Raw genomic sequence first — 22659 nt, forward strand, 5'->3', positions numbered from 1 at the left:
TTAATCGATTCTCTTTGTGAGCACGGAAAGAATTTCCGCGCGATCGGGTTCTTGGTTTGTTTGCTTATTGTTGTGGGTACGAGTGTGACACTCGCACAAGCTGGGGCATTATCCATCTAATGATCTGAAACACTATCAAAATAATTTTCAACTTCATTATTTAAAACATATTCTATTCTAAATATTTTATAATCAATATTATAATACAAAGAAAATCGATATTTAGAATCAATCGAATCATTATTACCTAATGTTGTTTTAAATTTATTTTTATCGACTTGTTCTATATTACAATAAAAACTTGAATTCGGCCCATAGTAATATAACATCTCCTTTTTAACAGATAATATTAATTTCTGTTCTTCAGACCTTTTCCCTAAATTAAATAACTTTTGAAAATATTCACCATTATTCTTATAAAAAATTATAGAATCGATTTCCTTAGATTCATTACATTTTTTTATAAGCACAAGTTTTGTTTTCATATCATAAACATTATAAAAACAATTTTCTTGTTTATTATATAATTGATAGCTGATATCTTGTTCTCTATGAATAAGAAAAATAGTTAAAATACTGATAACTATTAAACTTAATATTATTAAAAATGTCTTTCTATAGTCCTTCATATTTATGGTTGTTGGTTTCTCGTATCTGTTCGAATATCTTTCTTTTTTTATCCTCTTTTTTTGCAAGCTCATTCCAAAATTCAATATAGTTCTTAACTCCTTCGTGGCTATTATCCAAATCTCTTAAAGCTCTATGATCATCATCTTCAGAAGGTCCATTATCATTTACCTTTTCTACTTCTTTTATACCGCCCTTTCTAAAAGCACTAATTATTTCATCAATTATACCTGAGTTATGTGCAAAAAGCTCGTGTGTGATAGTTTCTAAATCTTCCCCAAAGGTCCAAATAGAAATATTCAATTTTTCATTATTTTCAGTAACGCTTACTGTACCATCTCTAAATGCAGCTCCTTTTATTCCGTTAAATTTTTTATCGTTTCCTTGTAAATCATATTGAATAATATTTAGATTAACATCTGAATACTTACCATTTTTATCAGCTTTGTAACCACTAAAGTTTTGGCCTTTTTTCATAAATTGTGATAGATAATTTCTCCCTGTGGTCGTAGACATTACTTCTTTCATAGTAGAGAGAAGTTTCGGAGTAAAATAACCATATTGATTTATATCATCAAGAGAAGGTTTTTTAAGGTGATGTACAATCCAAGGTAGTATATCTCTTCCATCAGGATCAATATAAAATATTGGATTATTCACAACATACACATATGATCCAATATTATAATATTTTTCTGCTTTAGGATCAATATTCATCCAACTCCCTAATGAAGGATCATAATTTCTAGCTCCATAGTCGTACATGTTAAGCCCCAGCTCGTCTTGTAGCTCTTTTCCGTTGTACTTATACTTATAATTTGGTTGTTTATTATCGGTATTATATCCCTCATGTTTTAAACCAAACGGGTAATAATTATTCTCTTCAAGAATTTCAAGAACGTTTTGAGCATTTTTTTTGTAGCTAAGGCGAACATTACCTAATGATCTGTATAATTAAACACATAATTTAAGTTATCAACTCCACTTGCAGGTGTATTATTTACGTATCTCTCTGCAGTCGAAAAAAAATGTAAACTATTGTATTTGAAATATGTAAACTTTTTTAAGAAGAAATATACATGAGCTCACGAGCAAGATGCTCGCGCCAGCAGGGGGCTATAGCTAAATGTTGCGCGCAACTAACTTATTTATAAATCTTACCATCACACTCAAAATTAAAACTCAAAACAGTATCTTTTTTATGAATACTGAAAATTAATTCTCCTTTCTTTTTTATGATAGTATCACCAATAGCAATATCTTTTTTATAATCTGCCCACCATCTATCACTTCTACTAGAATTACAATCGCATTCTTTTTTAGTTGTTGGATTTATTCCTTTATAATCAAATCTGTCATCAGTATCAGTTGGTATTTCCCGTACAATTAAAAGACATTCGTCTCCTTTTAAATCTTTCGCAGAAGCATCACAATCATATGTAGGTCCGCAAGAATACAAACACAAAGCCAAGCATAATAAAATTATATATTTCATGATTTTTATTTTTTAAATAATTTATAAGTAAATGTAACACGTAGTTACCTTCTATTTTTCATTATCACATCCCTACTTACAACTATATATTTAGGAAAATAATCATCCCTTGAAGTCTCATAACCATTTAAATAAAAGTAATATGAAATAGTCATAATTTCACCTGAAGATTTTTTTTCTTTAGAATTAAGAATATAAAAATCTTTTCTAGATTCATCCTTTTTTACATACTTTTAAAAAAAGCATCAAAATTTAATTGCCCATATTCCATCTCAAGTTCCTTATTAATTTTAAACGATTTATAAGGAATCTTATTAAAAAAACTTTTTTTTACCCTCTTTTTCTCATTTAAAACATTTGATAAAAAAATATTATAATTTTTAAATTCATCTTTATAATGATTGACATAAACATAATTCAGATAATCTGCATTTGTTACAATTATTTCATCATTATCTGACAAAACAAAAAGATTTAAAGTTCCATATCTAGAAGGTATTTCATAGCTTCCTTCTGATAATTTGCTAATATTGCTATCGGATATTATTTCTTTCTTTTTTGTACAAGAAAAAAATAATACTACTATAATTATAAATAAATGTTTCATTTCTATTCTAAATTGAAATCTGTTGCTTTATTTGGTTTTAAATCGAAGTCAATTATATTTTTTTCATTTACAATATCATCTGATTTATAACCAGTCTGATATCCATCACTATAAACTTTCACTTCAATATAAGCTCCTTTCTCAAAATTACATTTATAAAAACCATCTTTACTTGCAATTATAAATATTGAATCCTTACCCGTGTAACTACCATCAGGAGTTTTACCATAGCTCCAGCAAACAATTGAAACTTCAGCATTTCCAATCGGTTTTTTAGATAAACCGTCTTTAATTGTTCCTTGAATTTGAATATTTCCCACATCATTGTAGCAAGATGCAAATATAAAAATGATAATTATAGCTAAGTATTTCATTTATTTTAACAGAGAATATTTTTTTAAATCCTTTTTGTGCTAATGATGTATCCTAATTTATAAATAAATTTATTTTTACTTAAGTTGTATAAATATGTCTTTTGATTTTTTTCATAAAAACCATCAAATCCAAAAAAAATATTTTCTTTCCAACCTTCAAAATATTTATTGGCTAGCTTTTTATTTTTAAAATTTAATAAACCAATATAAATAATAGTGTCATTTGATTTGTCTATAAATCCAGCATACTGTCTATTATACTTTAAGAATTTCTTCTTAACATTTAAAGGTTTCTTAAATTTTACATTAAATTTTGATTTATCTATATTAAAACTATCCAAGACATTAGCTTCGTACTCATAATAATTGTTTAATAAGTGTGTTTCTGTCTTTTTTATATCATCCATTGTTGGTGTATACCCTTTTTTGTAATTAGGCTCTACAAAAGGATATTTTATACTTTTATCAAAAATAACACCTTCTCCATTGTAATAATCTTCAAGTTTAATTACTGTAGAATTCTCAATAATAAATGCTAATAGTAATATTGCTATATATTTCATATTATTAGTATTTAAATGGTAGAATCGCTGTTGTTGCGCATGACTTAATAATATTTAATTTACTTTGACTTTAAAAGAAATAGTATCATTTATAATTGGAGTAACTTTATCATGAAATTTATACTGAACAATAGCTTTAATTGTATTTATTCCCTTTTTTGTTAAAATTTCTTCAACCTCGACCCCAACTGGTATCTTTTCTACAATAGTTCTTTTAACTTTTGAATTATCAACATCAATATTTTCTACTTTGAAACTTCGTGTTGTATTAGGAATTTTAGCCACTAAATACTTATACTTTAAAATATCTCCTACCTTTAAAACTTGTTCAGTCTTAGTATTAAACTCATTTTTATGATTAAATTTATATTGATAGATTTCTAATATAGTATGACCATCAAACCTCTTTGGTCCTTTCTCATCAAAACTAATAATAAATGAAGATTTTCCAAAATCATCATACATAATATAACTTTCGATCATACCATTTCGATCATAGTATGTACCTTCTTCTATAATTTCTGGGTTTTTATGATAAACAATGGATTCAATTTTCCCATTATCATAGTAGTTAATTGTTTTCCCTTTAATATGACCATCTATAAAATTTCCTTCAGATATTTTATTTCCCTGTTCATTAAAGTACATATACTTGCCTTGAAGTATGGTATCTCCATTTTTAATTATAAATTCAATTGAAGTAGTTCTTTTTGTTTTTGGGTCATACTTTTTTAAAACATGTACTTTTTCATCCTTTAAAAAAAAGAATAAAATTATAAAGCCTAATATTATAACTAGTAAAATTGAAACTACTACTTTATATCTATTTTTCATTATTACTTCTTCTTTTGTTGCGTTTCATAAATATCTCTTCTAACCCAAGTGAAGTTTTGATTAACATTATTAGACATTTTGCCTAATACATTATAGAAATCAATATTTTCTAATTTGATAATAGCTTTATTTCCATCACCAAATAAAAGAACAGGAATACCTTCAATATATGATATCCTTAGTATTTTATCCGTCATAATACATTTACTTTTTTAGATAATTAAATCCGTTTTTTTGCATGAAGCAATATTTTTTTTGAAGTAAAAATACTATTTAATTGATTAAAAGATTTTAAGATGTATATTCTATTTTTAATTTATAGCTATTTCAATTTCCCAACCATAAAACCACTTTTCTTTTAAAATAAGTAAACAAAAAAAGAGCCATCATTAGGATGGCTCTTTTTGCATTGAAATTGATCTATTTTAGTTTACTCGTTTTACCGAAAGCTTGTCTAAGCAAAAATAGGCAGCTGTATTCATTCCGTAAATTGGGTGTGAATCTGAAGAATACATTTGGAAAATTAGGTATTTAACTGCTCCTAAATTCTGAAGGTTAGTTGTATTAACATTTTTCCAACCCGTTGGCATCACTAAAGAAGATCCTGTATAATCTGCTAATGAATGTACAATTGGCGCTGAGATGATTCCGTTTTGGTTTACTCCATAAATCAATAATTCAAAACGATCTCCTTGATTAAATGGTTGTGCAAAACCGTCTCCATACAAACAACCATAATAAGGCCATGGATGCATATTTATTTTTAATCCTTTAACGTCATACAATCCTGTGTCTCCAATTTTTACCCAGTTTGAAAAACTAGATTCACTAAAGGTAGTACCAGCTGGATTTTTAGGATCTTGGTAACTTGACCAATACGCTACTATATAAGGATCGCCCGGTGTACCTGGGCTTCCTGGAGTTGTTGTAGAAGATGTACCAAAACCACTTCCTGCCATAGCTCCCCATTGGTTAGGTACCCATCCATTAGATCCTCCAGTTCCTGCACCAGAACCATAATTTGTAATATCATTTACATTTGATACTATAAAACCATCCCAATAATTATAACCAGACGATACTGCAGTATGCGAAAATGTAAAGATATCTACGTTTAATTTTGTATTCGAAACATAGGTGTTTTCCCAATATTTACCGCCTGTTGTTGTGATTCCGTTGGCTAGTAATCCACTAGTAAGATTAAGGGTTGTAGTAGTTCCTATTCCTGGATCTGCAACAATTCTTTTTGTTAAGTTGGTAGAATTTACAGTTGCATTTGCACCACCATTAATTACTTGGTCGTCTTCGCTGCTACAAGACGAAAGTCCTAAAAGCAAACCTACTGTCAAAAAATAAAGTACTTTTTTCATTATATATAAAATTTAGGGTTAATATTCTTTTACTATAAAAATGATTCTTAATTATTTTGTCTTGACAAAATTGATGTCTTCAGCTTTTTCAAAATAATTTGTTAGTGATCCTGATGAACCTAGTTCAACGAATGTTGATACATATACTTTTACAAAATCAATCCCTGCTAAATGGACTTTTTTTCCGTTTGCATCTACAGCCCAGCTAATATCTATTGAAGAATCTTTTATTCCGCCATACCCCCATTCAAAGGTGCCTACATTAAAGTTTATGCCTTCCCCATCACTAATATCTTTTACTGGTATATACAATTTTGTACCTTTAAGCGTATAAGAATTCTCTACCCATTGTGGGTAATAATCAGAATATTTTCCTCTGTTTGTTTTTGTAATGGTACCCGATGTATTCTTGTTATCTGTCCATTTAATATATTCTTTATCAAACTGCCAGTCTGCTGTGCCAGCTACAGGTGTTTTATTTGGATCTGGTTTAAAATAGGTGACTTCGTAGTTTTTAATAGTTGTTGATTTATTGTGTTCACTCCCAGCTATTTCATACCATTCATTTTCGTCTGCCACTCCATTTTTGTTTTTGTCGTACGCAACATAAATACTAACAGGTGATAAATTTGTACTACTAGCCGTATTCATTTTAATTATAAAATCACGTTTACCGTAGGCATTTATTACAGTATGGTCAAAGCCTGCTACAATATAACCTCCAAATGTGCCCAGTGGAACAGCAGATTCGTCTTCAAGATTTAATTTTACCTGTTCTAAAACTTCTGCTTTAGTAGTAAAGGCATAATCATCCATAGTTGGGTATGGAGATGGTAAATAATCAATAATCGATAATGCTTTTGAATTATAAGAAAGTCCAGTTTCGGAAACTGTAACTTTAGTACTGGCTTGCTTTATAACTTTAGCCAATGTTACTGTAAGATCTACATTGTAGTCACCTGCTTTTGGCATTATAAAATTTAAAGTTTTAGTATCGCCAATGATAGAATCTTTAGCAACTCCATCTTTTCCAGATACTTTTACTGTCCATTTGTATTGTGCAACAGTATTATTTGCATTTTCTATAGTTACTTCAGGGTCTATTACAGCTACTTTATATCTAGTTGTTGCAAAACTTGGTTCTAATTTTAAAGCTAAAGAAGCCTCTAAAACGGGTTCAGGTGCAACTGTTTCTGGTTTTGAATCATCATTACTACAGCAATATAAGGCGCTAATAACCACTATACACAAGCTGTATTTTATATACTTATTCATAATTCTTATTCTTTTATTTTTCTTAGATTATATTTCTTTACTATATGAAGATCAGCTGCTCCAGAGAATTTGGTTGCCATTGATGACTGCTGATGACAAAGTCCCATTGGTTCGCTTACACAGTTAACAATTTTTATAAAATTTATACCGGGAAGATTTGCTTTATTTCCGTTTTTGTCTACAGCCCAATCGATATCAATATCTGGATTTACTGCATTGGCATATCCCCATTCTGGAGCATTATAATTCCATAGTGTCGTTTGTCCAGCTCTTGCAGGTTGGAAATTTACATTTAGTTTAAGGCCTTCATAAACAGCTGTATTTTGAGTTGCCCATGATGGATAATACTCTTTTTTACCTTTTGATCTAGGCAAGTAGTAAGTTTCTCCCTGATTATTTTCGCATAATAAGTGCTCACGATCTAAGAAAGGATCATTTGGACCGCTTACAACAACTGGTTTTCCTGCTGCTGGTTTGTTGTAAGTGATTTTAAAATTCTTTATTGTATTCTCTTTAGTATGCTGGCTACCTATTATTTCATACCACTCATCATCATCTGGCTTTCCATTTCCGTTTTTATCGTAGGCAACATATATTAATCCAGGTGCAGGCGGATTGCCTTTGTCGGTTAAATTACCTCCATAGATTCTTAAATCTTTTTCTCCTGCTATGTTAACAACAGTATGGTCAAATCCAACAATAATTGATCCTCCAAAACCTCCTAAGTCGATTGGATAACCTACATTAGTTTCGTTTATTCTCCCTAATGCTATTCTTACAACATCTTCTTTTGTATAACCTGCTTTAAATAAATCATTGGCAAACGCACCCGGAGCAGGATTAAAATCATAAATACTGGTTATGTATGGATTGTAGTTTTTGGTCTCATTAGTAACATTTATGACTGTTTTTTTACTTCCTTTTTTTCCATCTGCCGAAACATTCAATGTTAGTTCGTAGGTACCTGAGTATAGTGCTATGAACCTTAAATCTTTAGTTTTTCCAATTATAGAATCTGTAGTTGCATTGACAGGATTTTTTGTCATCACCCATTCAAAAGTTGGATTGCTTTTAGTAGTTGAACTACTTATATCTAATACACTAAATGTACTTATATCATGTTTTTCTTTAAGTGTAATTTCTGTGGATTGTATATTCCCTTCTTCTGATTTAGCATCATCATCATTGCTGCTACATCCTATAACTAGGAAAGCAATGAATAACAAATGAGTAAAGTTTTTTTTCATGGTTTTGATGTAATAATTTTAATTTAACGTACTATTTAATTTATGGTCTGGTAGGAATGTTTTCACCCAAAAGATGTAAGTCTGTAGCTCCCATTATTTCGGTAGATGTTTCACCAAGCCATCCTGCTTGCTGATTAAGTCCATTGTAAACTTTTACAAAATCAATTCCCGGAAGGTGGATTTTGTTTCCGTTTTTATCTATTGCCCAATCAATATCTATTGCCGAATCGTTATCATTGTTAGGGGCATTATCTGCATATCCGTATAAAAATGCATATTGAACAAAATAGCTTCCTGTTCCGCTTTCGTCAATGGCATTGTCCGGTAGTCTAGTGCCTTTAAAAGTAATTTTATCTTGATCTTTAAGCCATTTTGGCCAGTAGTCTAATGAATGGTTATAAGCATTATTTTGTGCTAAATAACCCGTTTTACCTTGATTGTCTTTCCATAATATGTATTCCATATCTGTAAAAAGCACTGTGCCTGTGCCTCCACCCGGAACTGGCACTTTGTTGGGATCAGGTCTGTAATAAGTGATTTCATAATTTTTGATGGTTTTTTCCATTTTATGCCCACCACCTTCTATCTCGTACCATTCATCATCTGGAAGTCCATTTTTGTTTTTGTCGTACGACACCATTATAACTCCTGCTTCACTGCTTCCGCCACGCATGGTTTGATTTGGATTGGGATTTGCCTCTGCCCAAAAAGCATTGCCTAAAACTCTAAAATCACGTTTGCCTTTTACATTAGCAATAGTATGATCAAACCCAAAAACAATATAACCTCCAAATGCCCCAAGCGAAATTAGATCTCCATTTTTCTTCGCTAGATAACTGTTGGCTCTAGTTAAAATTTTATCATAGCTTTCGCCATCATTGGCTATTGGTAAATCGTTTATGAATTGCCCAGGAGCTGGTTTAAAATCAAATACTTTGGCTATAAAGGTTTTGTATTCTTTCGCTTCTTTGCTTACAAATACTTTAACCTTTTGTGTTTGCGTAGCTCCTTTATCATTTATAACTACTGCCAGTTCGTAAATTCCAATTTCTGTTGCTACAAATAAGGCTTCTTTTGCAGAAGTATTTGCTAGAGAATAATTATCTGATGCAGCTGTTGTTACACTCCAACTATATGTTGCATCGGCGCTTACCGTACTGTTTGTTGTTACAGCTACTATGGTGGCTCTTTGAGCATTAAACTCGTTGTTTCCAATATTACCTGTTGGAGGATTTTTATCATCAGAACTTTCGTCACTGCTAGAACAATTAGTCACTAGAACTCCTATAAATAAAAGCAATAGCATTCTAAAGTGTTTTGTTATTTTATTATTCATGGTATTGTTATTTTATTTTTTGGTTATAAAAGCAATATGTGCCGGAATATTTCCCGCAGTAGTCTTCCATTTTAATTTTCCTTCAGGAGTAAAACAGTAGATGTAACCTGTTACGACATAATTTTGCGCATCGGTTATATATATTTCTTTTGTTTCAGGATTTACTTGTAGCCCATAAGGAATCATTATTTGCTTGTCTGTACCGTCTGTGATTATCTTATCGCTAATTATTTTTTTTGTTTTTGTATCTAATATTCCATAGCTCACCTTATTGCTATTGGTGAGGTAGCTCCAAGACACACTGTAGTAATAGAGTAAATCATCTACTAGGCACATTCCTAAAACCGGAATATCTAGTTGTTGTTTCTTCTCATCTGTTTTTGTGTCTATTACAAAAAGGTTTGATGGTGTATTGTAATAATCGCCTCTAGAGCTAACATAAATATCACCTCTACTGTCTATTTGCATACTATAGAGATTGATGCCTACATCTATTTTTTTTATTTCAGTAAAAGTTTCAAGGTCGATTACAGATACAGTTCTGTCGTAATTAGGCACTCTATATCCACCTGAATTTGCAACATATAATTTCCCGTTATGCACCACCATTTGTTCAGGCTGATACCCAACGTTTACTTTTCGTTTGATTTCCAATGATGTTGTGTCAATCTCGGCTACAAAGCCTATCTCCGCATTTGGATTAATAGCTACAGGGCCTGAGTATGAACTTACGTATGCCTTGTTTTTATAGAAAGTTATATAACGACAATTGGGAATGTCAATTTTTTTTATGCGCTTTGTAGTCCATTTATCTACTACTTCAACCTTATTAGAGCAATTGATTACAGCATAAACCTTATTGCCATATATTTTTATATCGTTACCTACATCGCCTAGCTCTTTTACAACTGTTGGGTTACGTTCAGAATAAACATCGGTTGTATAATTTCCAGTTCGGTAATTAAACACATCAATGCTTGCTCTGTTCATTCCCATATTACCCTCATTAAGAAGGTAAAAACCTTCTATATTGCCATCGCTTCTTGGAGCAGCAACACTTTTGTCTGAGGACAGAAAAATAACTTCATCTTCTCTACAAGAAACAAAGGCAAGAGCTATAAATAAGCCTAATACTAATTTTGTTGTTATCTTTTTCATAGCTCAATACTGATTATAAATTTTAGTGTACGACCCGGCATAGGATAATTGTATATAACCTCATACTGCTGATTGAATACATTGTTCACTTCAATAGTTCCCTTTATCAAATAATTAGTGAGTGCAAAAGATTTTTGCATCGATAAATCATGAGTGTACCAAGGTTGTACTTCATTAACCTTAATATTGTTTACATTTCCATTGTATCGTTTTCCTACATAGATAAAACTGTAGTTAAAATTCCAAGATTCATAACTAGCATTTAGTATTCCAGATCCGCTATGCCATGGTGTATAAGGTATTTGGTCTCCATAAGAAGAAGTTTCTAATCCTAAAAACTTTGTGTAATCTCTGCTTTCTGAATATGTATAGGTCAGATTGGTAGACAGGTTTAATTTATTAATATGCATTCCCATATTAATTACAGATTCAATACCATGTCCTTTAACTTGTCCCATATTTGTCATCATCCAACGAAACAGATTTCCTGTTGGAGCTGCTACTATTTTATCTTTGGTATTGGTATAATAAGCGTCTGCCTGAATCGAAAATCGATCGAAGAAACCTTTGCCAGTAGGTAAATTATAAGTAAATCCTACATCATATTGGTTCATATACTCTGGTCTTAGCGTACTAGAACCAACCATAGTATAATACAAATCATTAAATGTTGGCATTCTAAAAATGCGTTTTGCAAATGCTCTTAAATTAAAATCATAATCCTTAAAAGGAGTATAACCAATAAATAATGCTGGAGTAAGTTCTTTTTTGTCTGGCGCTTTTGCATTATAACGTACTTCTTCCTGAACATAAGTGCCTACTACACTACCTAAAGCCTTAAAGCGTCCAAGTCTGAGCGAACTTGCTAATGAAAATAATCCGGTGTAACGTTGCGGAAATGAAAACTGGGTTTGTATTCCTCTCCTTGTTGCGTCTAGCTTGTTGTATTGAAAATCTGTGGATAGAGAAACATCCCATGTAGGCAATATACTGTACATATTTACTGCTGAGAAGTATATTTCTTTTTGATAATAGCTATCATCAGATTGTGCTCCCTCGGTTACTATTTCTCCTAATATGTTTGTCGTATCTCTAGCTACATAATGCGTGTAATCATCAGCATATTTTGCCTTTGCCTGAAATTTATACCTTTTTGTAAAATCCTTTACTATCGAGGCTTGCGCAAAGAAGTTTTTGTCATATTGTCTAAATCCATCAGAAAACTTATTCTCTACAATAGCTCCTGGTGCTCCCCTATCTGAATCATAATAATAAACTTTGGCGTCCCAAGAGCCGTTATTTATCTTTCCAAAAATACCTGATTCAATTCTTAGTGCTGCTATATCACTATTGTGTCTGGTAGCTGTGGTATCATAGGCAACAGTACCATCTTGATTGTCTCTTTTATATCTAAATTTATATTGACCATTGGATTTTATGTACTCTGAGCTTACACTCATGCTTATTTTGTCACTTAGCTTTTGCTCCCATCTAAAAGAAGGATTGTTGTAGTTTATAGACATCGTTTTATAGCGTACTAATAAATGTGTCTTTTTATTATCATCAAAAACAGGTCGTTTTGTTTTTAAATAAATTGCTGAGGCCGCTGCGAAGTCTTTTGCCGACTGGAAAATTTCACTTTTTTGACCGTTATACATCGTAAGCGATTCCATGTCATCTAAGGAGTATTTACCTAGATCGGTAACTCCATTCTGAGCGTTACCCAACTGTATTCCGTCATAAAAAACACCTACATGATGCGTACCCATATTACGTACATCGACTGTTTTAAGACCTCCAAGTCCTCCGTAATCTTTAATTTGGGTTCCAGCAAAATAGCGAAGTGCATCTGCAACATTGTGACTGGCTAAGTTTTCTAGTAATTTTCCTGAAAGGCTTTGTACTGGAATTACTTCTTGGAAAGGTTTTCCTTTTAGAATTACTTCTTTTAAAGGGCGTATACTATCATTAGATGCTTGAGAATAAAGCACAAATGGAGCAAATAACGTAAAAATGAATAAAAGACTTTTTTTTGTATTATACATCACTAAATAAATTATAAAAACTTACTGAGGTATAATCATCAAGAAGCATAAGAAAAAAAGCCCATTATAAAATAATAGGGTGATTTCTTGTTCTTCAACTTTGTTCCTCGAAAGTTTTAAACTATGTGATTTTGGCAGGTCTCCTGACTTATTCCATCTTTAAACAACCTTCCCATTTGCTAAAACAAACAGTGGCATTAGTAACGTTTAAAGACTTATATAGAACTTACAGTAGCGGGCCTGTTCAGGATTTACACCTGATTCCCTTTTAACTATTTTATCTTAATTTTAAGAAAAAAATAGACCAAAATTTTAGGTAAAGATATAACTATACTTCATAAAAAATAATTGTTATCTAATAAAATTATAATTTTTGTAATAAAATCATAAAGAATAATGTGATATGTATAAATTACCAAAGCCAGATATTCAATGCGTTTTTTAACAAAAAAAGCCAATAAATAAATGCTTAAAATTAGGCCTGAAATGAGATAATAAAAAATAATAATTGGACATATTGGATTGTAGAATTTCATCTACAAACAGAAGTTATAACCCAAGTCAATTTAAGTAAGATATTACGCAACTTAGTCATAAAACGCACACTGTCTGAATCTTTCATTAGGAATTGCCTATATTTTTTAATACTTTTGCACCCTTTTTTTACACAATCTAACATTACAATGGCATATTCAAACAATGATTTAATCCGCTTTTTAGAAGCACAAAACCACCTTTATCTTACCGCTCTTTCTGAAATTAAAAAAGGGAAAAAAGAGACGAACTGGATGTGGTTTATCTTTCCTCAAATTGCGGGATTAGGAACTAGTGATACTGCCAAATTTTATGCTATTACAGATTTAAAAGAAGCAACAGAATTTATTGCACATCCTATTTTAGGAAAACACCTTATCGAGATTTCGGAATTGATATTGACTTTCAAAATGAAATCTGCTGAATCAATTCTAGGAGAATTAGAAGCGCGAAAATTACGCTCATCGATGACACTTTTTACTTTGGTAGAAAACAGTAATCCAATTTTCCAAGAAGTATTGGATGCCTTCTTTTCAGGAGAGCAAGATCCACTTACCTTGTCCATTATTAATTCAATTATAACGGCGTCTATTGAAACAACTGTGTTGTCATAGTACAACATTACAATAGATTATTTACTCAAAAAAGACACTACGTCGTATTTGCAATCGCAAATCTGTAGTGTCTTTTTAGTTTTATGAATTATCCTTTAAAATATGGTGTTTAGTATACCTTAAAAACAACATAATTTATAATTTTTCAGTACCAAAATAGTTTTCAAATAATGCTAATTGATTTGATAATGCTTTACTCCAATAATTAGTATCGTGTCCTCCGCGAGATTCAATATAAAGATGTTCTACTTTTTGATTGTTCAAGAGTTTATGAAAATCTCTGTTCATCTCAATCATTTGCTCATCTTCAGTGCCGCAATCCAGAATATAATACTGATTTGATTTTTGCATTTGTTCAATTTTATTGAATGCAAAATATTCTTTTGGCAAACTTTTAAACTCTCCCAAAACTTTATCTACTTGATAATTATGAAAATTTTCACCAAAACGATTAAAATCTAGTGCTCCACACGTACTGCCTACAATCGAAAAACTATTTTGATAAGTAACACCAATAGTTGTTGCTCCATATCCTCCCATGCTCCAACCTAAAATTCCTCTAAATTTTCGATCCTTGATTGTTGGATAATTAGCGTCAATATATTCAACTAGCTCTTTTCCAATAAAGGTTTGATATTGTGACGTTTTATTGATTGGACTATCTACATACCAGCTATTAAAATTACCAGTTGGTAATACATAAATAGTTTGATATTTTTCTGATTTACTAACAAGATCGGGAATATCTTTTTTATAAGTTCTATCAGGGTTTCCGCTATAACCATGCAATAAATAAACGGTTTTATAGGATACTCCTTTTTTGAGTTTAGGAGTAATAATAACTGTCTCAATCTCTTTATCCATTTTAGTACTATATACTTTTTTATGAATAATATCCTGAGCAGAAATAGTTAATGATAATGCAAGTAATAACGCTGTTGTAAGTAATGTTTTCATTTCTTTGTTTTTATTGAAAGACAAAGAAATGAAGTAAAAAAAACAAAAACATTTACATATGTTGATGCCATAAAAAAACTTACGCGCATGCAATTTGAGCAGGTTACTGCAATGCGTATATTACAAAATCATAAATAACAAAGAATACTATGTAGCGCTCTTTTATGCTTTAATCTATATTAATGCTTTGCTTTAACTCCAAAGGGACAACGTTTTATCAAATAGTTAATTGTAGCATGATAGGCATCGAATCCAGTTCCAAAAGAATTTCTTGATTCTGAATATAAATTAGCTCCTTTATCGTTATAAATATTTAGATTGATTTTGGTGTCATAATTAATCATAGTAGTAGCATTGTTAGAGTTGTATGCTGAACCAGATGATTTAGTAGTTTCTTTTCTCCCCTCTTTATTCTGTGTTTCTTTATCATTATAACTTGTAACACCACTTCCATAAGATGAAGTTCCTTTATTTGTTACGTTAGCAATTCCGTATAATACATTTTCAACACCTAATAACGCTGCCATTTCTGTTGGGCTAATAGATTTTAAATTGGCATGTGTGATATTATTTTTTGCCAATAAACTATTTGTTGTAATTGGATCCTGTAATTCTAAACCAGAAGTATTCTCTTTAACAGACAGATAACTTTCTGCCTGTAGTTGCTCTGCCATAGAATTAGCATTAAGAGAAGGGTCATTTGTTATGAATTCATAAGGCAATATGGCTATTTTACCTTTTCTGCCTGTTGCTGGAACTTGTGATGAAGCAATACTAGAATTTCCTCCTTTATTGATTACTTCTGTTCTGCCACTTGCAAATACAATTACATTTATTTCTGATTTTTTAAACTCATATTCAAGTGCTTCGCCTTTGTATACAAATTTAATAGCGTCATCTTTTACCGATACAACTTTACCTTCTTTTTTCTCACCGTTTAGCATAACTACAGTATCGACTTTATCCTGAGCAGATACAGTAATTACACTACATAATAGAATTACAAAAAAGACAATGTTCTTTAAAACAGATTTTTTCATTTTTTTAAGATTAAAATTTAAGAACTATACTTCAATTAATATTAATCTAACAAGACTCTCCAACAAGACAATAGTCACGCTTGTAATTGTTTTAAAATGGTGTTATTTGTACATAAATTGATAGCATAAAATTAAAAGTTTTTTTATTTAAATCCTACATAAAACTAGTATTTATATAGGATGAACAGTGGCTTTAGCTACCAAATTACCAATTGAAAATTATTCTATTTTTTTGATTATATACTAAACGGATAATCAGTATACCCTCTTTCTGTACCACCGCCAAATAAGGTGTGATTGTCTGATATTTCATTTAGAGAAGTGTTTAATTTCACTCTTTTAGGATAATCTGGATTGGTTAGAAATTTTCTTCCAAAACCAACTAAATCAACCAAATTGTTTTCTATTAATTTTTCTCCCGATTGTGGTGTTTTATTACCAGTTGCGATGATAGTGTTCTTAAATTTAGTTCGAAGTTCTTTTCTAAAGTCATCTGAAATTTGGGGTGCATCATCCCAGTCGGCTTCACAAAGATGAATATATGCAATATCTAATTTATTCAATTCTTCTGAAGCTAACATGATAGTGTCCAATATCTCAGGATCATTCATATCCTTAAAACTTATAAAAGGAGAAAGTCTAACTCCTGTCTTTTCATTCCCAATTGCCTCTACTACTGCTTTAGAAATCTCAATTAACAACCTAATTCGATTCTCTTTAGAACCTCCATATTCATCAGTTCTCTTATTGCTGTTGCTTCTCAAAAATTGATCTATTAAATACCCATTTGCTCCATGAATTTCTACACCATCAAAGCCTGCAGCAATAGCATTTTTAGCACCTTGAGCAAATTCTTTAATTACATTTTCTATATCTGTTTTGTCCATTTCCTTAGGTTCATCCACAGGTATGAAAGTAGCATCTCCATTTGGTGCACCGTCAAAAATATAGACATGGGTATTTTGTGCTTTCAATGCCGAAGGCGCAATAGGCTGCAGTCCATTAACCTTAGAACTACTCACCCTGCCTACATGCCATAATTGAAGAAATATTTTACCTCCTTTTTTATGTACAGCAGCAGTTGTTAATTTCCAACCGTCAATTTGTTCTTGACTGTAAATTCCTGGTGTTTTTGCATAGCCCATTCCTTGTATTGAAACCTGTGTTGCTTCGGTAATTATTAAACCTGCCATACTTCTTTGTGCGTAATACTCCGCCATTAATGCATTGGGAACATTTCCGGGTTGTGTAGTTCTAGAACGAGTCATTGGTGCCATCAGAAAGCGATTCTGCAATGTAATTCCTTCTAAATCATATTCTTTAAATAATTCTTGATAATCCATTTTCTTATTTTTTAAAATTTTATAGCAATCTTTCCAATTGTTTTACCTGATTCCAAAAGCTGATGCGCTTTTTTTAAATTGTCAGCCGATAAACCAATAAGTGTATCGTTTAGAGTTGTTTTGAGGATTCCGTTGTCTAATAAATCGGCAATTTTGTTTAAAATATTATGTTGCTCTTGCATATCATCAGTTTGAAACATTGAACGAGTATACATTAATTCCCATGAGAATGAAGCACTTTTGTTCTTTAGTTTATTCAAAACTACTGGATTACTATTACCTGTAATAGAGGCAATATGCCCTTGTGGTTTAATAAGTTCTACCATTATATCCCAATATGAATTTGTATCAACAAAATCTAAAATAAAATCAACATATTGGAAGCCTAATTCTCTAACCGATGAAATTAAGTTTTTGTGATCAACCACATAATCTGCTCCTTGTTTTTTGCACCATGCAATAGTCTCAGGACGGGATGCCGTAGCAATAACAGTTAAACCTGCTACTTTTTTTGCCAATTGAATTGCAATAGAACCTACTCCTCCTGCTCCACCAATTATTAAAACCGATTTGCCTTTATCCTTTTCAGGACTTATGCGAATACGATCAAACAATATCTCCCAAGCTGTTAAACCGGTTAATGGCATAACGGCAGCTTCTTCGTCATTAAGAGACTTTGGCTTTCTACCTACAATACGCTCATCTATAACTTGATACTCGGCATTGCTGCCCTGCTTAGTAATATCACCAGCATAATACACTTCTTCGCCTACTTTAAACAAGCTCACATTATCACCAATGGCTTCTACTACGCCTACAGCATCCCAACCAATAATTTTTGGTGTATCTAAAGGGGAATCGACAGCGCTATTCTGACGAATTTTAAAATCTACTGGATTTACAGAAATTGCATTAATTTTTACCAATAATTCATTTGCATCAGGTATTGGTTTTAAAGATTCAAATTCAATAAAACTATCTTGTTCCGTTATTGGTAGTGACTTTTTAAATCCTATTGCTTTCATAAGTTTATAGTTTTAATTATTATATTTTTCTTCTGGGTTATCAATTGGTGTTTTTGGATCGTTTTGAACCATCTTTGCTATATCATCCTTTCTCATAAACACAACTCCTTTTTTAGTTTTTGTATATTGAATAAAAGTATCCATTGCTTTTACCATTGCAGGAGTCCCTCCTATTCTGTCATGAAAACTAATAGACATCATTCTTCTTTTGGTAGCGCCCTCCTCATAAAGTTGATCAAATTCCATTTTTAATTGTGCCAAAAATTGATCAGGACTCCAATGTTTTCCTTCTACATTTACGATATCATTATTACGAAGTGTATAGGGCATTACTACAAAATTTTTACCGTTCACTTTAGTAATAAAAGGCTCGTCACGACTTAAATCGTCAATATGATATAAAAACCCAAGCTCTTGCAATACCTTTAAAGTATTTGGGCTTCTGCGCAACCAGTTTGCATTATATCCAACTCCTCTTTTACCTGTAATAGATTCTACAGTATCAATTCCTTTTTTTACAAATGCCAATTCGTCTTTATAACTCATATTCCATTGATTACTCCAAGACAAACCGTGAGCAGCTATTTCATGACCTCCAGCAGCAATTGCTTTTGCTAATTCGGGATACTTCACTGCAGCTTCTCCCACAACATGCGAAGTAACCTTTATATTGTATTTTTTCCATAAATCCAGCATTCTGTAAATACCTTCATTTGCTCCATAACGAAACCAGCTTTCTGCAGCCAAATCTGGTTGCCCTTTTGGCAAAGGATTACCCGAAAATGGGCTTTCAGCACCTTCTGGCTGTCCTCCGGTTTCAAATTGCATAGACACCGAAATTACTAATTGAGCACCATTAGGCCAATTCTTAGTTGTATTTTCTTTTTTAGTTTGCGCACTAGATAAAACAGCAAACAACATACTAACTGACAGTACCATTATTCTTAACAAAGTTGAATTCATTTTTTTAGGTTTAAAATTTTTAACAAAGTTACAATGGTTCCCTATTTATATTTTTGTAAAAAATCATTGAATTATTGTAAATTTCAATCAATAGGATTATTTTGTTTTTGGTAGTTCATCTCTTGTGTTATTTGAATAAAAAAGAACCTAAAAGACAAGTGAATTTAAACACAAAATACTGGTTTAAAACTATTTAGTTTGTAAAAACAAAAAAAGCACACAGTAGTATTCTAAAAATAACTGTGTGCCTTCTGTACCTAAATTGATATTTGAGAATGACTTATTGGATAATCATTTTTTAATTAACCAAACAAAGCCGTTCCTGAACTCATTCGCTCTATTAATCCCATACAAAGCGAACAAGTGAACAATGTAATTATGATTGCGATAAAACCAAAAACAAACAACATTTTTTTTGTGGCTTTTTGCACTGATTTGTGTTCATCGGTACTTGAAACATATTCATAGATGATTTTAAAGTTTTTATAGATTGTAATTCCCGTAAGAGCCATACCTAAAAAAATTATAGCAGCTATAATTGTCATAATGTGAAATCGGAGTTGATTACTATGAATAAAAACATCGCTCAGAGTAATTAAACCTAACGTAAACAAAGCTATTATAGCAGCATAAACAGAAATCTTGAAAAATGTAGACATGTTTTTAGGTGTTAATTTGTAAAAATACTTTTTTATTGTTTAAAACGATAAATATAATAAGGAGGCTTACCTTCGTCTGTAGCTCCTGTAAAAGCTGGAGAACTATCCAGTTGGTTTACCGAAATATACATCCAGTCATTTGGACCTTGGTAAACATTATCTGGCCATACTATTTTTTCATTATCCTGTATAATGTTAGTCAACTTGCCTGTAGCGTCCAGTTTTGTAATTGCATGTTCTTGTAAATTGGTAAAATAATGGTTTCCTTTAGAATCAGTAATTGCACCATCACTAAAAGGCTTGTTTCCAATCTTTCGTATTGAGCCTCCAATTACACTATCATTTTTACCTTCTCTTAAAAGTTTAGCTGGCAAACTATACCATGATGAACCATTCATTGCGCCAAAGAATATTGTTTCCCTATCACTTGAAAGCGTAATTGGATCAATAGCAACACGAGCAGGCTTACCTCCAAAATGTATCACTTTACCTTTTATAATCATATCTTTATCCTCAGCTTGCAAAGACGCATGTCCGCTAAATCGACGCACTTTTTTAGTTTTTAGATTAAGTACAATTATACCCGGATTGGCAATATCTGCTAAGTATGCAAAATTATTCTTTTCATCGATTGCTACATCTTGAGCAAAAGTTCCTTTTGGAGCAACTGAAGCAGGTAATTCAATTTTTTGAGATACCGTATTTTTATTAATATCAAAAGCCCAAAGTCTCGTTTTCCCGAGTTCTAATCCCATATCTGCAACCCAAAGCTGATTATTTTTATCAAAAATCAATCCCAACATAGCATCAAAAGTAGCGTCACTTGCTTTTTTGCCATTTTTCTGATAAGCAGCAGAAGGATATGGAACTGTTTTTCCATTTACAATTTCAACCAACTGTGTCTTTTGACTTCCCAATGGATGTATCGTTGCAAAAACACGACCTTCAGCAGATACAGCTACATCGCCTGGGCGTATATCCATCGCAGCTACAACTTCAAGATTATTGCTCGCTTTGTTATTGTTTCCAAAATAACTAGCTGTTCCTTTATCCATCTTAAATAATGCCAACATTCCCTGTTCACCATATACATATTTGCGCTGAAGTTTATCACCCAACTGCTCCCAGCCCAAATCATCAAATTTAATATGTTGTATCTCCTTTGTGTTTTGGGAATTTATTGAATTTGTAAACAAACTCATTACTATCACTACCAGTATTGTCAATTTTAATCGTATCATTTTTTATTTATTTAATTATTCAAATAGTTATCAGTAGGAACTTTTACTTTTATTTTGCTGTGGCCATGCTTTATCAAAATTTTTATTTAGCTGTGGTAAAATAACCTCGTAACCCGGTTTTTCATCAATGCTTACTTTTATTTTAGCAGAAGATAAATCCCCAGAGACCAGATGTCCGCCAAATGTTTTGTCATCAGATATAAAATGAAAGTGAAAAGGCGATAAATCTATAGCCGCAAAAGAGGAAGGATTATAAAAACCAACTAAAGCACTTGCTGTAGCTACAAAAGAAACTAGTGTTGTTAATTTTTTTCTCATTATGTATTTTTCTGATTTATAGAAACAAAGATATTTTTTAACAAATGAGATCTATTGTAGATTTTCATTGTATTTTTGTACAAATTAATTGTCGTTATATGAAACGTTTTACTAGCTATCATTCTTTAAATGTATTTCGCCTGCAGCTTGATAAATGGGAATTTCCAATACATAAGCATAATTTTTATGAATTCATTTTTATAGAAAAAGGAAGTGGTAATCATATTCTAAACGATACTATGTTTAACTATAAAGAGGGAGATGCCTTTTTACTAAGACCTGAAGATTCACATTCATTTGAAATAGAAGAAAACACCAATTTCATTTTTATAAAGTTTACTGAACAGCTTTTTATTGAAAAACTTGAAGGTGGTAAAACAGCAAAATGGATGGAAGTAATCAAAGTGCTTTTGCAAAATCCATCTGCAATAGATGGGTCTTTATTAACAGACAAAGAAGATAAAAAACACATTTCTAGCTTATTACAAATACTATTAATAGAATTTACTAAAACATGTGCTTATAGTCGAGAAGTTGTATTAGAGCTTTTTGGAGCAGTAATGATGATGGTTGCAAGAAGTCATTCAACTTCTAAGCACGGAGAGCAATGCCCAAGCAATACTGAACTTGACAAACTAAATCAAATTCTGGGATATACCCGTTTGCATGCGCTTGATTCAGAAAAAATGCGCATTGAAAACATTGCGGAACTATTTGCTATGTCTCCTAATTACATTAGTATATATGTAAAAAAACATAGTGGCGTTTCTATTCAGCAACATATTATTCAAACAAAGCTTAAAGCTGCCGATCAATTACTTAAAAACGGTCGCCATAACATAAATGAAATTGCTGCCAAGCTAGGCTTCACAGATGCAAGTCATTTTAATAAAATATATAAAAAATACAAGAAAGTAAGTCCAACTGGATTTATGAAGCCATAATATCTTTGAAATAAAACTATTCTCCTCTTATTTAGTAAACAAGAGTATAATTTCTGTTTTATTATTTACATCTACCTTAAGTTAAAGAAA

The 22659-nt window shown here is 31.4% G+C and carries 24 protein-coding genes and 1 riboswitch; of the genes, 2 read left to right on the plus strand and 22 right to left on the minus strand.

Annotation, left to right across the window (positions count from 1 at the left end):
- Positions 1–116: 116 nt before the first annotated feature.
- From LNQ49_RS00915 to LNQ49_RS00980, 14 genes are all read right to left on the minus strand, one after another.
- The gene (locus tag LNQ49_RS00915) at positions 117–629 is read right to left on the minus strand and encodes a hypothetical protein (RefSeq protein ID WP_229986918.1); all 513 of its coding nucleotides are present in this window, start codon (positions 627–629) and stop codon (positions 117–119) included.
- Positions 616–1518, minus strand: a complete 903-nt coding sequence (locus LNQ49_RS23285) for an RHS repeat domain-containing protein (RefSeq protein ID WP_346432480.1) — start codon at positions 1516–1518, stop codon at positions 616–618. The genes LNQ49_RS00915 and LNQ49_RS23285 overlap by 14 nt, the downstream gene beginning before the upstream one ends.
- Before the next feature lie 253 nt (positions 1519–1771).
- Positions 1772–2122, minus strand: a complete 351-nt coding sequence (locus LNQ49_RS00925) for a hypothetical protein (RefSeq protein ID WP_229986919.1) — start codon at positions 2120–2122, stop codon at positions 1772–1774.
- Between the two features lie 223 nt (positions 2123–2345).
- Entirely contained in the window at positions 2346–2729 is a 384-nt protein-coding gene (locus tag LNQ49_RS00930) for a hypothetical protein (protein WP_229986920.1), read from the minus strand.
- Between the two features lie 2 nt (positions 2730–2731).
- Positions 2732–3103 (minus strand): hypothetical protein, encoded by a 372-nt coding sequence (locus LNQ49_RS00935; RefSeq protein ID WP_229986921.1) that lies wholly within the window; start codon positions 3101–3103, stop codon positions 2732–2734.
- A gap of 23 nt (positions 3104–3126) precedes the next feature.
- Positions 3127–3666 carry a hypothetical protein gene (locus LNQ49_RS00940; protein WP_229986922.1) on the minus strand — a complete coding sequence of 180 codons (540 nt, stop codon included), beginning with the start codon at positions 3664–3666 and terminating at the stop codon, positions 3127–3129.
- A 54-nt stretch (positions 3667–3720) separates the two neighbouring features.
- The gene (locus tag LNQ49_RS00945; RefSeq protein ID WP_229986923.1) at positions 3721–4500 is read right to left on the minus strand and encodes a toxin-antitoxin system YwqK family antitoxin; all 780 of its coding nucleotides are present in this window, start codon (positions 4498–4500) and stop codon (positions 3721–3723) included.
- A 2-nt stretch (positions 4501–4502) separates the two neighbouring features.
- Positions 4503–4697, minus strand: coding sequence for a hypothetical protein (locus LNQ49_RS00950; protein WP_229986924.1), 195 nt, complete (start codon positions 4695–4697; stop codon positions 4503–4505).
- Between the two features lie 228 nt (positions 4698–4925).
- On the minus strand, positions 4926–5870 hold the full coding sequence (locus LNQ49_RS00955) for a DUF4465 domain-containing protein (RefSeq protein ID WP_229986925.1): 945 nt from the start codon (positions 5868–5870) through the stop codon (positions 4926–4928).
- 51 nt (positions 5871–5921) lie between these two features.
- Complete coding sequence (locus LNQ49_RS00960) at positions 5922–7145, minus strand: hypothetical protein (RefSeq protein WP_229986926.1); 1224 nt, start codon at positions 7143–7145, stop codon at positions 5922–5924.
- A 5-nt stretch (positions 7146–7150) separates the two neighbouring features.
- Positions 7151–8392, minus strand: a complete 1242-nt coding sequence (locus LNQ49_RS00965; protein ID WP_229986927.1) for a hypothetical protein — start codon at positions 8390–8392, stop codon at positions 7151–7153.
- Between the two features lie 40 nt (positions 8393–8432).
- Positions 8433–9728, minus strand: coding sequence for a cell surface protein (locus LNQ49_RS00970; protein ID WP_229986928.1), 1296 nt, complete (start codon positions 9726–9728; stop codon positions 8433–8435).
- A gap of 12 nt (positions 9729–9740) precedes the next feature.
- A complete protein-coding gene (locus LNQ49_RS00975) occupies positions 9741–10886 on the minus strand; it encodes a beta-propeller fold lactonase family protein (protein WP_229986929.1) in 1146 nt (381 codons plus the stop codon).
- Positions 10883–12931, minus strand: a complete 2049-nt coding sequence (locus LNQ49_RS00980) for a TonB-dependent receptor (protein ID WP_229986930.1) — start codon at positions 12929–12931, stop codon at positions 10883–10885. Before LNQ49_RS00980 ends, LNQ49_RS00975 begins: the two co-directional genes overlap by 4 nt.
- Before the next feature lie 116 nt (positions 12932–13047).
- Positions 13048–13255: riboswitch (cobalamin riboswitch) on the minus strand.
- A gap of 359 nt (positions 13256–13614) precedes the next feature.
- Between LNQ49_RS00980 and LNQ49_RS00985 the strand changes: the two genes are divergently transcribed.
- On the plus strand, positions 13615–14079 hold the full coding sequence (locus LNQ49_RS00985) for a DUF1810 domain-containing protein (RefSeq protein ID WP_229986931.1): 465 nt from the start codon (positions 13615–13617) through the stop codon (positions 14077–14079).
- Positions 14080–14214: 135 nt separating this feature from the next.
- Here the strand turns inward: LNQ49_RS00985 and LNQ49_RS00990 are convergent, their stop codons facing one another.
- The 8 genes from LNQ49_RS00990 to LNQ49_RS01025 all read right to left on the minus strand — a co-directional run bounded on the left by LNQ49_RS00990 (position 14215) and on the right by LNQ49_RS01025 (position 21625).
- Complete coding sequence (locus LNQ49_RS00990) at positions 14215–15036, minus strand: alpha/beta hydrolase (protein ID WP_229986932.1); 822 nt, start codon at positions 15034–15036, stop codon at positions 14215–14217.
- A 179-nt stretch (positions 15037–15215) separates the two neighbouring features.
- Positions 15216–16076, minus strand: coding sequence for a hypothetical protein (locus tag LNQ49_RS00995; protein ID WP_229986933.1), 861 nt, complete (start codon positions 16074–16076; stop codon positions 15216–15218).
- Positions 16077–16312: 236 nt separating this feature from the next.
- Positions 16313–17419 (minus strand): alkene reductase, encoded by a 1107-nt coding sequence (locus LNQ49_RS01000; RefSeq protein ID WP_229986934.1) that lies wholly within the window; start codon positions 17417–17419, stop codon positions 16313–16315.
- Between the two features lie 11 nt (positions 17420–17430).
- Positions 17431–18444 carry a zinc-binding alcohol dehydrogenase family protein gene (locus tag LNQ49_RS01005; protein WP_229986935.1) on the minus strand — a complete coding sequence of 338 codons (1014 nt, stop codon included), beginning with the start codon at positions 18442–18444 and terminating at the stop codon, positions 17431–17433.
- Positions 18445–18456: 12 nt separating this feature from the next.
- Positions 18457–19407 carry a polysaccharide deacetylase family protein gene (locus LNQ49_RS01010; RefSeq protein ID WP_229986936.1) on the minus strand — a complete coding sequence of 317 codons (951 nt, stop codon included), beginning with the start codon at positions 19405–19407 and terminating at the stop codon, positions 18457–18459.
- Between the two features lie 302 nt (positions 19408–19709).
- Positions 19710–20066, minus strand: coding sequence for a hypothetical protein (locus tag LNQ49_RS01015; RefSeq protein ID WP_229986937.1), 357 nt, complete (start codon positions 20064–20066; stop codon positions 19710–19712).
- Between the two features lie 32 nt (positions 20067–20098).
- Entirely contained in the window at positions 20099–21307 is a 1209-nt protein-coding gene (locus LNQ49_RS01020; protein WP_229986938.1) for an L-dopachrome tautomerase-related protein, read from the minus strand.
- Between the two features lie 30 nt (positions 21308–21337).
- Positions 21338–21625: an acetolactate decarboxylase gene (locus LNQ49_RS01025; RefSeq protein ID WP_229986939.1), complete on the minus strand. Its 288-nt coding sequence runs from the start codon at positions 21623–21625 to the stop codon at positions 21338–21340.
- A 98-nt stretch (positions 21626–21723) separates the two neighbouring features.
- Between LNQ49_RS01025 and LNQ49_RS01030 the strand changes: the two genes are divergently transcribed.
- Positions 21724–22569 carry a helix-turn-helix domain-containing protein gene (locus tag LNQ49_RS01030; protein ID WP_229986940.1) on the plus strand — a complete coding sequence of 282 codons (846 nt, stop codon included), beginning with the start codon at positions 21724–21726 and terminating at the stop codon, positions 22567–22569.
- The last annotated feature ends 90 nt before the right edge of the window (positions 22570–22659 follow it).

Origin of the sequence: Flavobacterium pisciphilum, assembly GCF_020905345.1 — a bacterium.
GTDB lineage: Bacteria > Bacteroidota > Bacteroidia > Flavobacteriales > Flavobacteriaceae > Flavobacterium > Flavobacterium pisciphilum.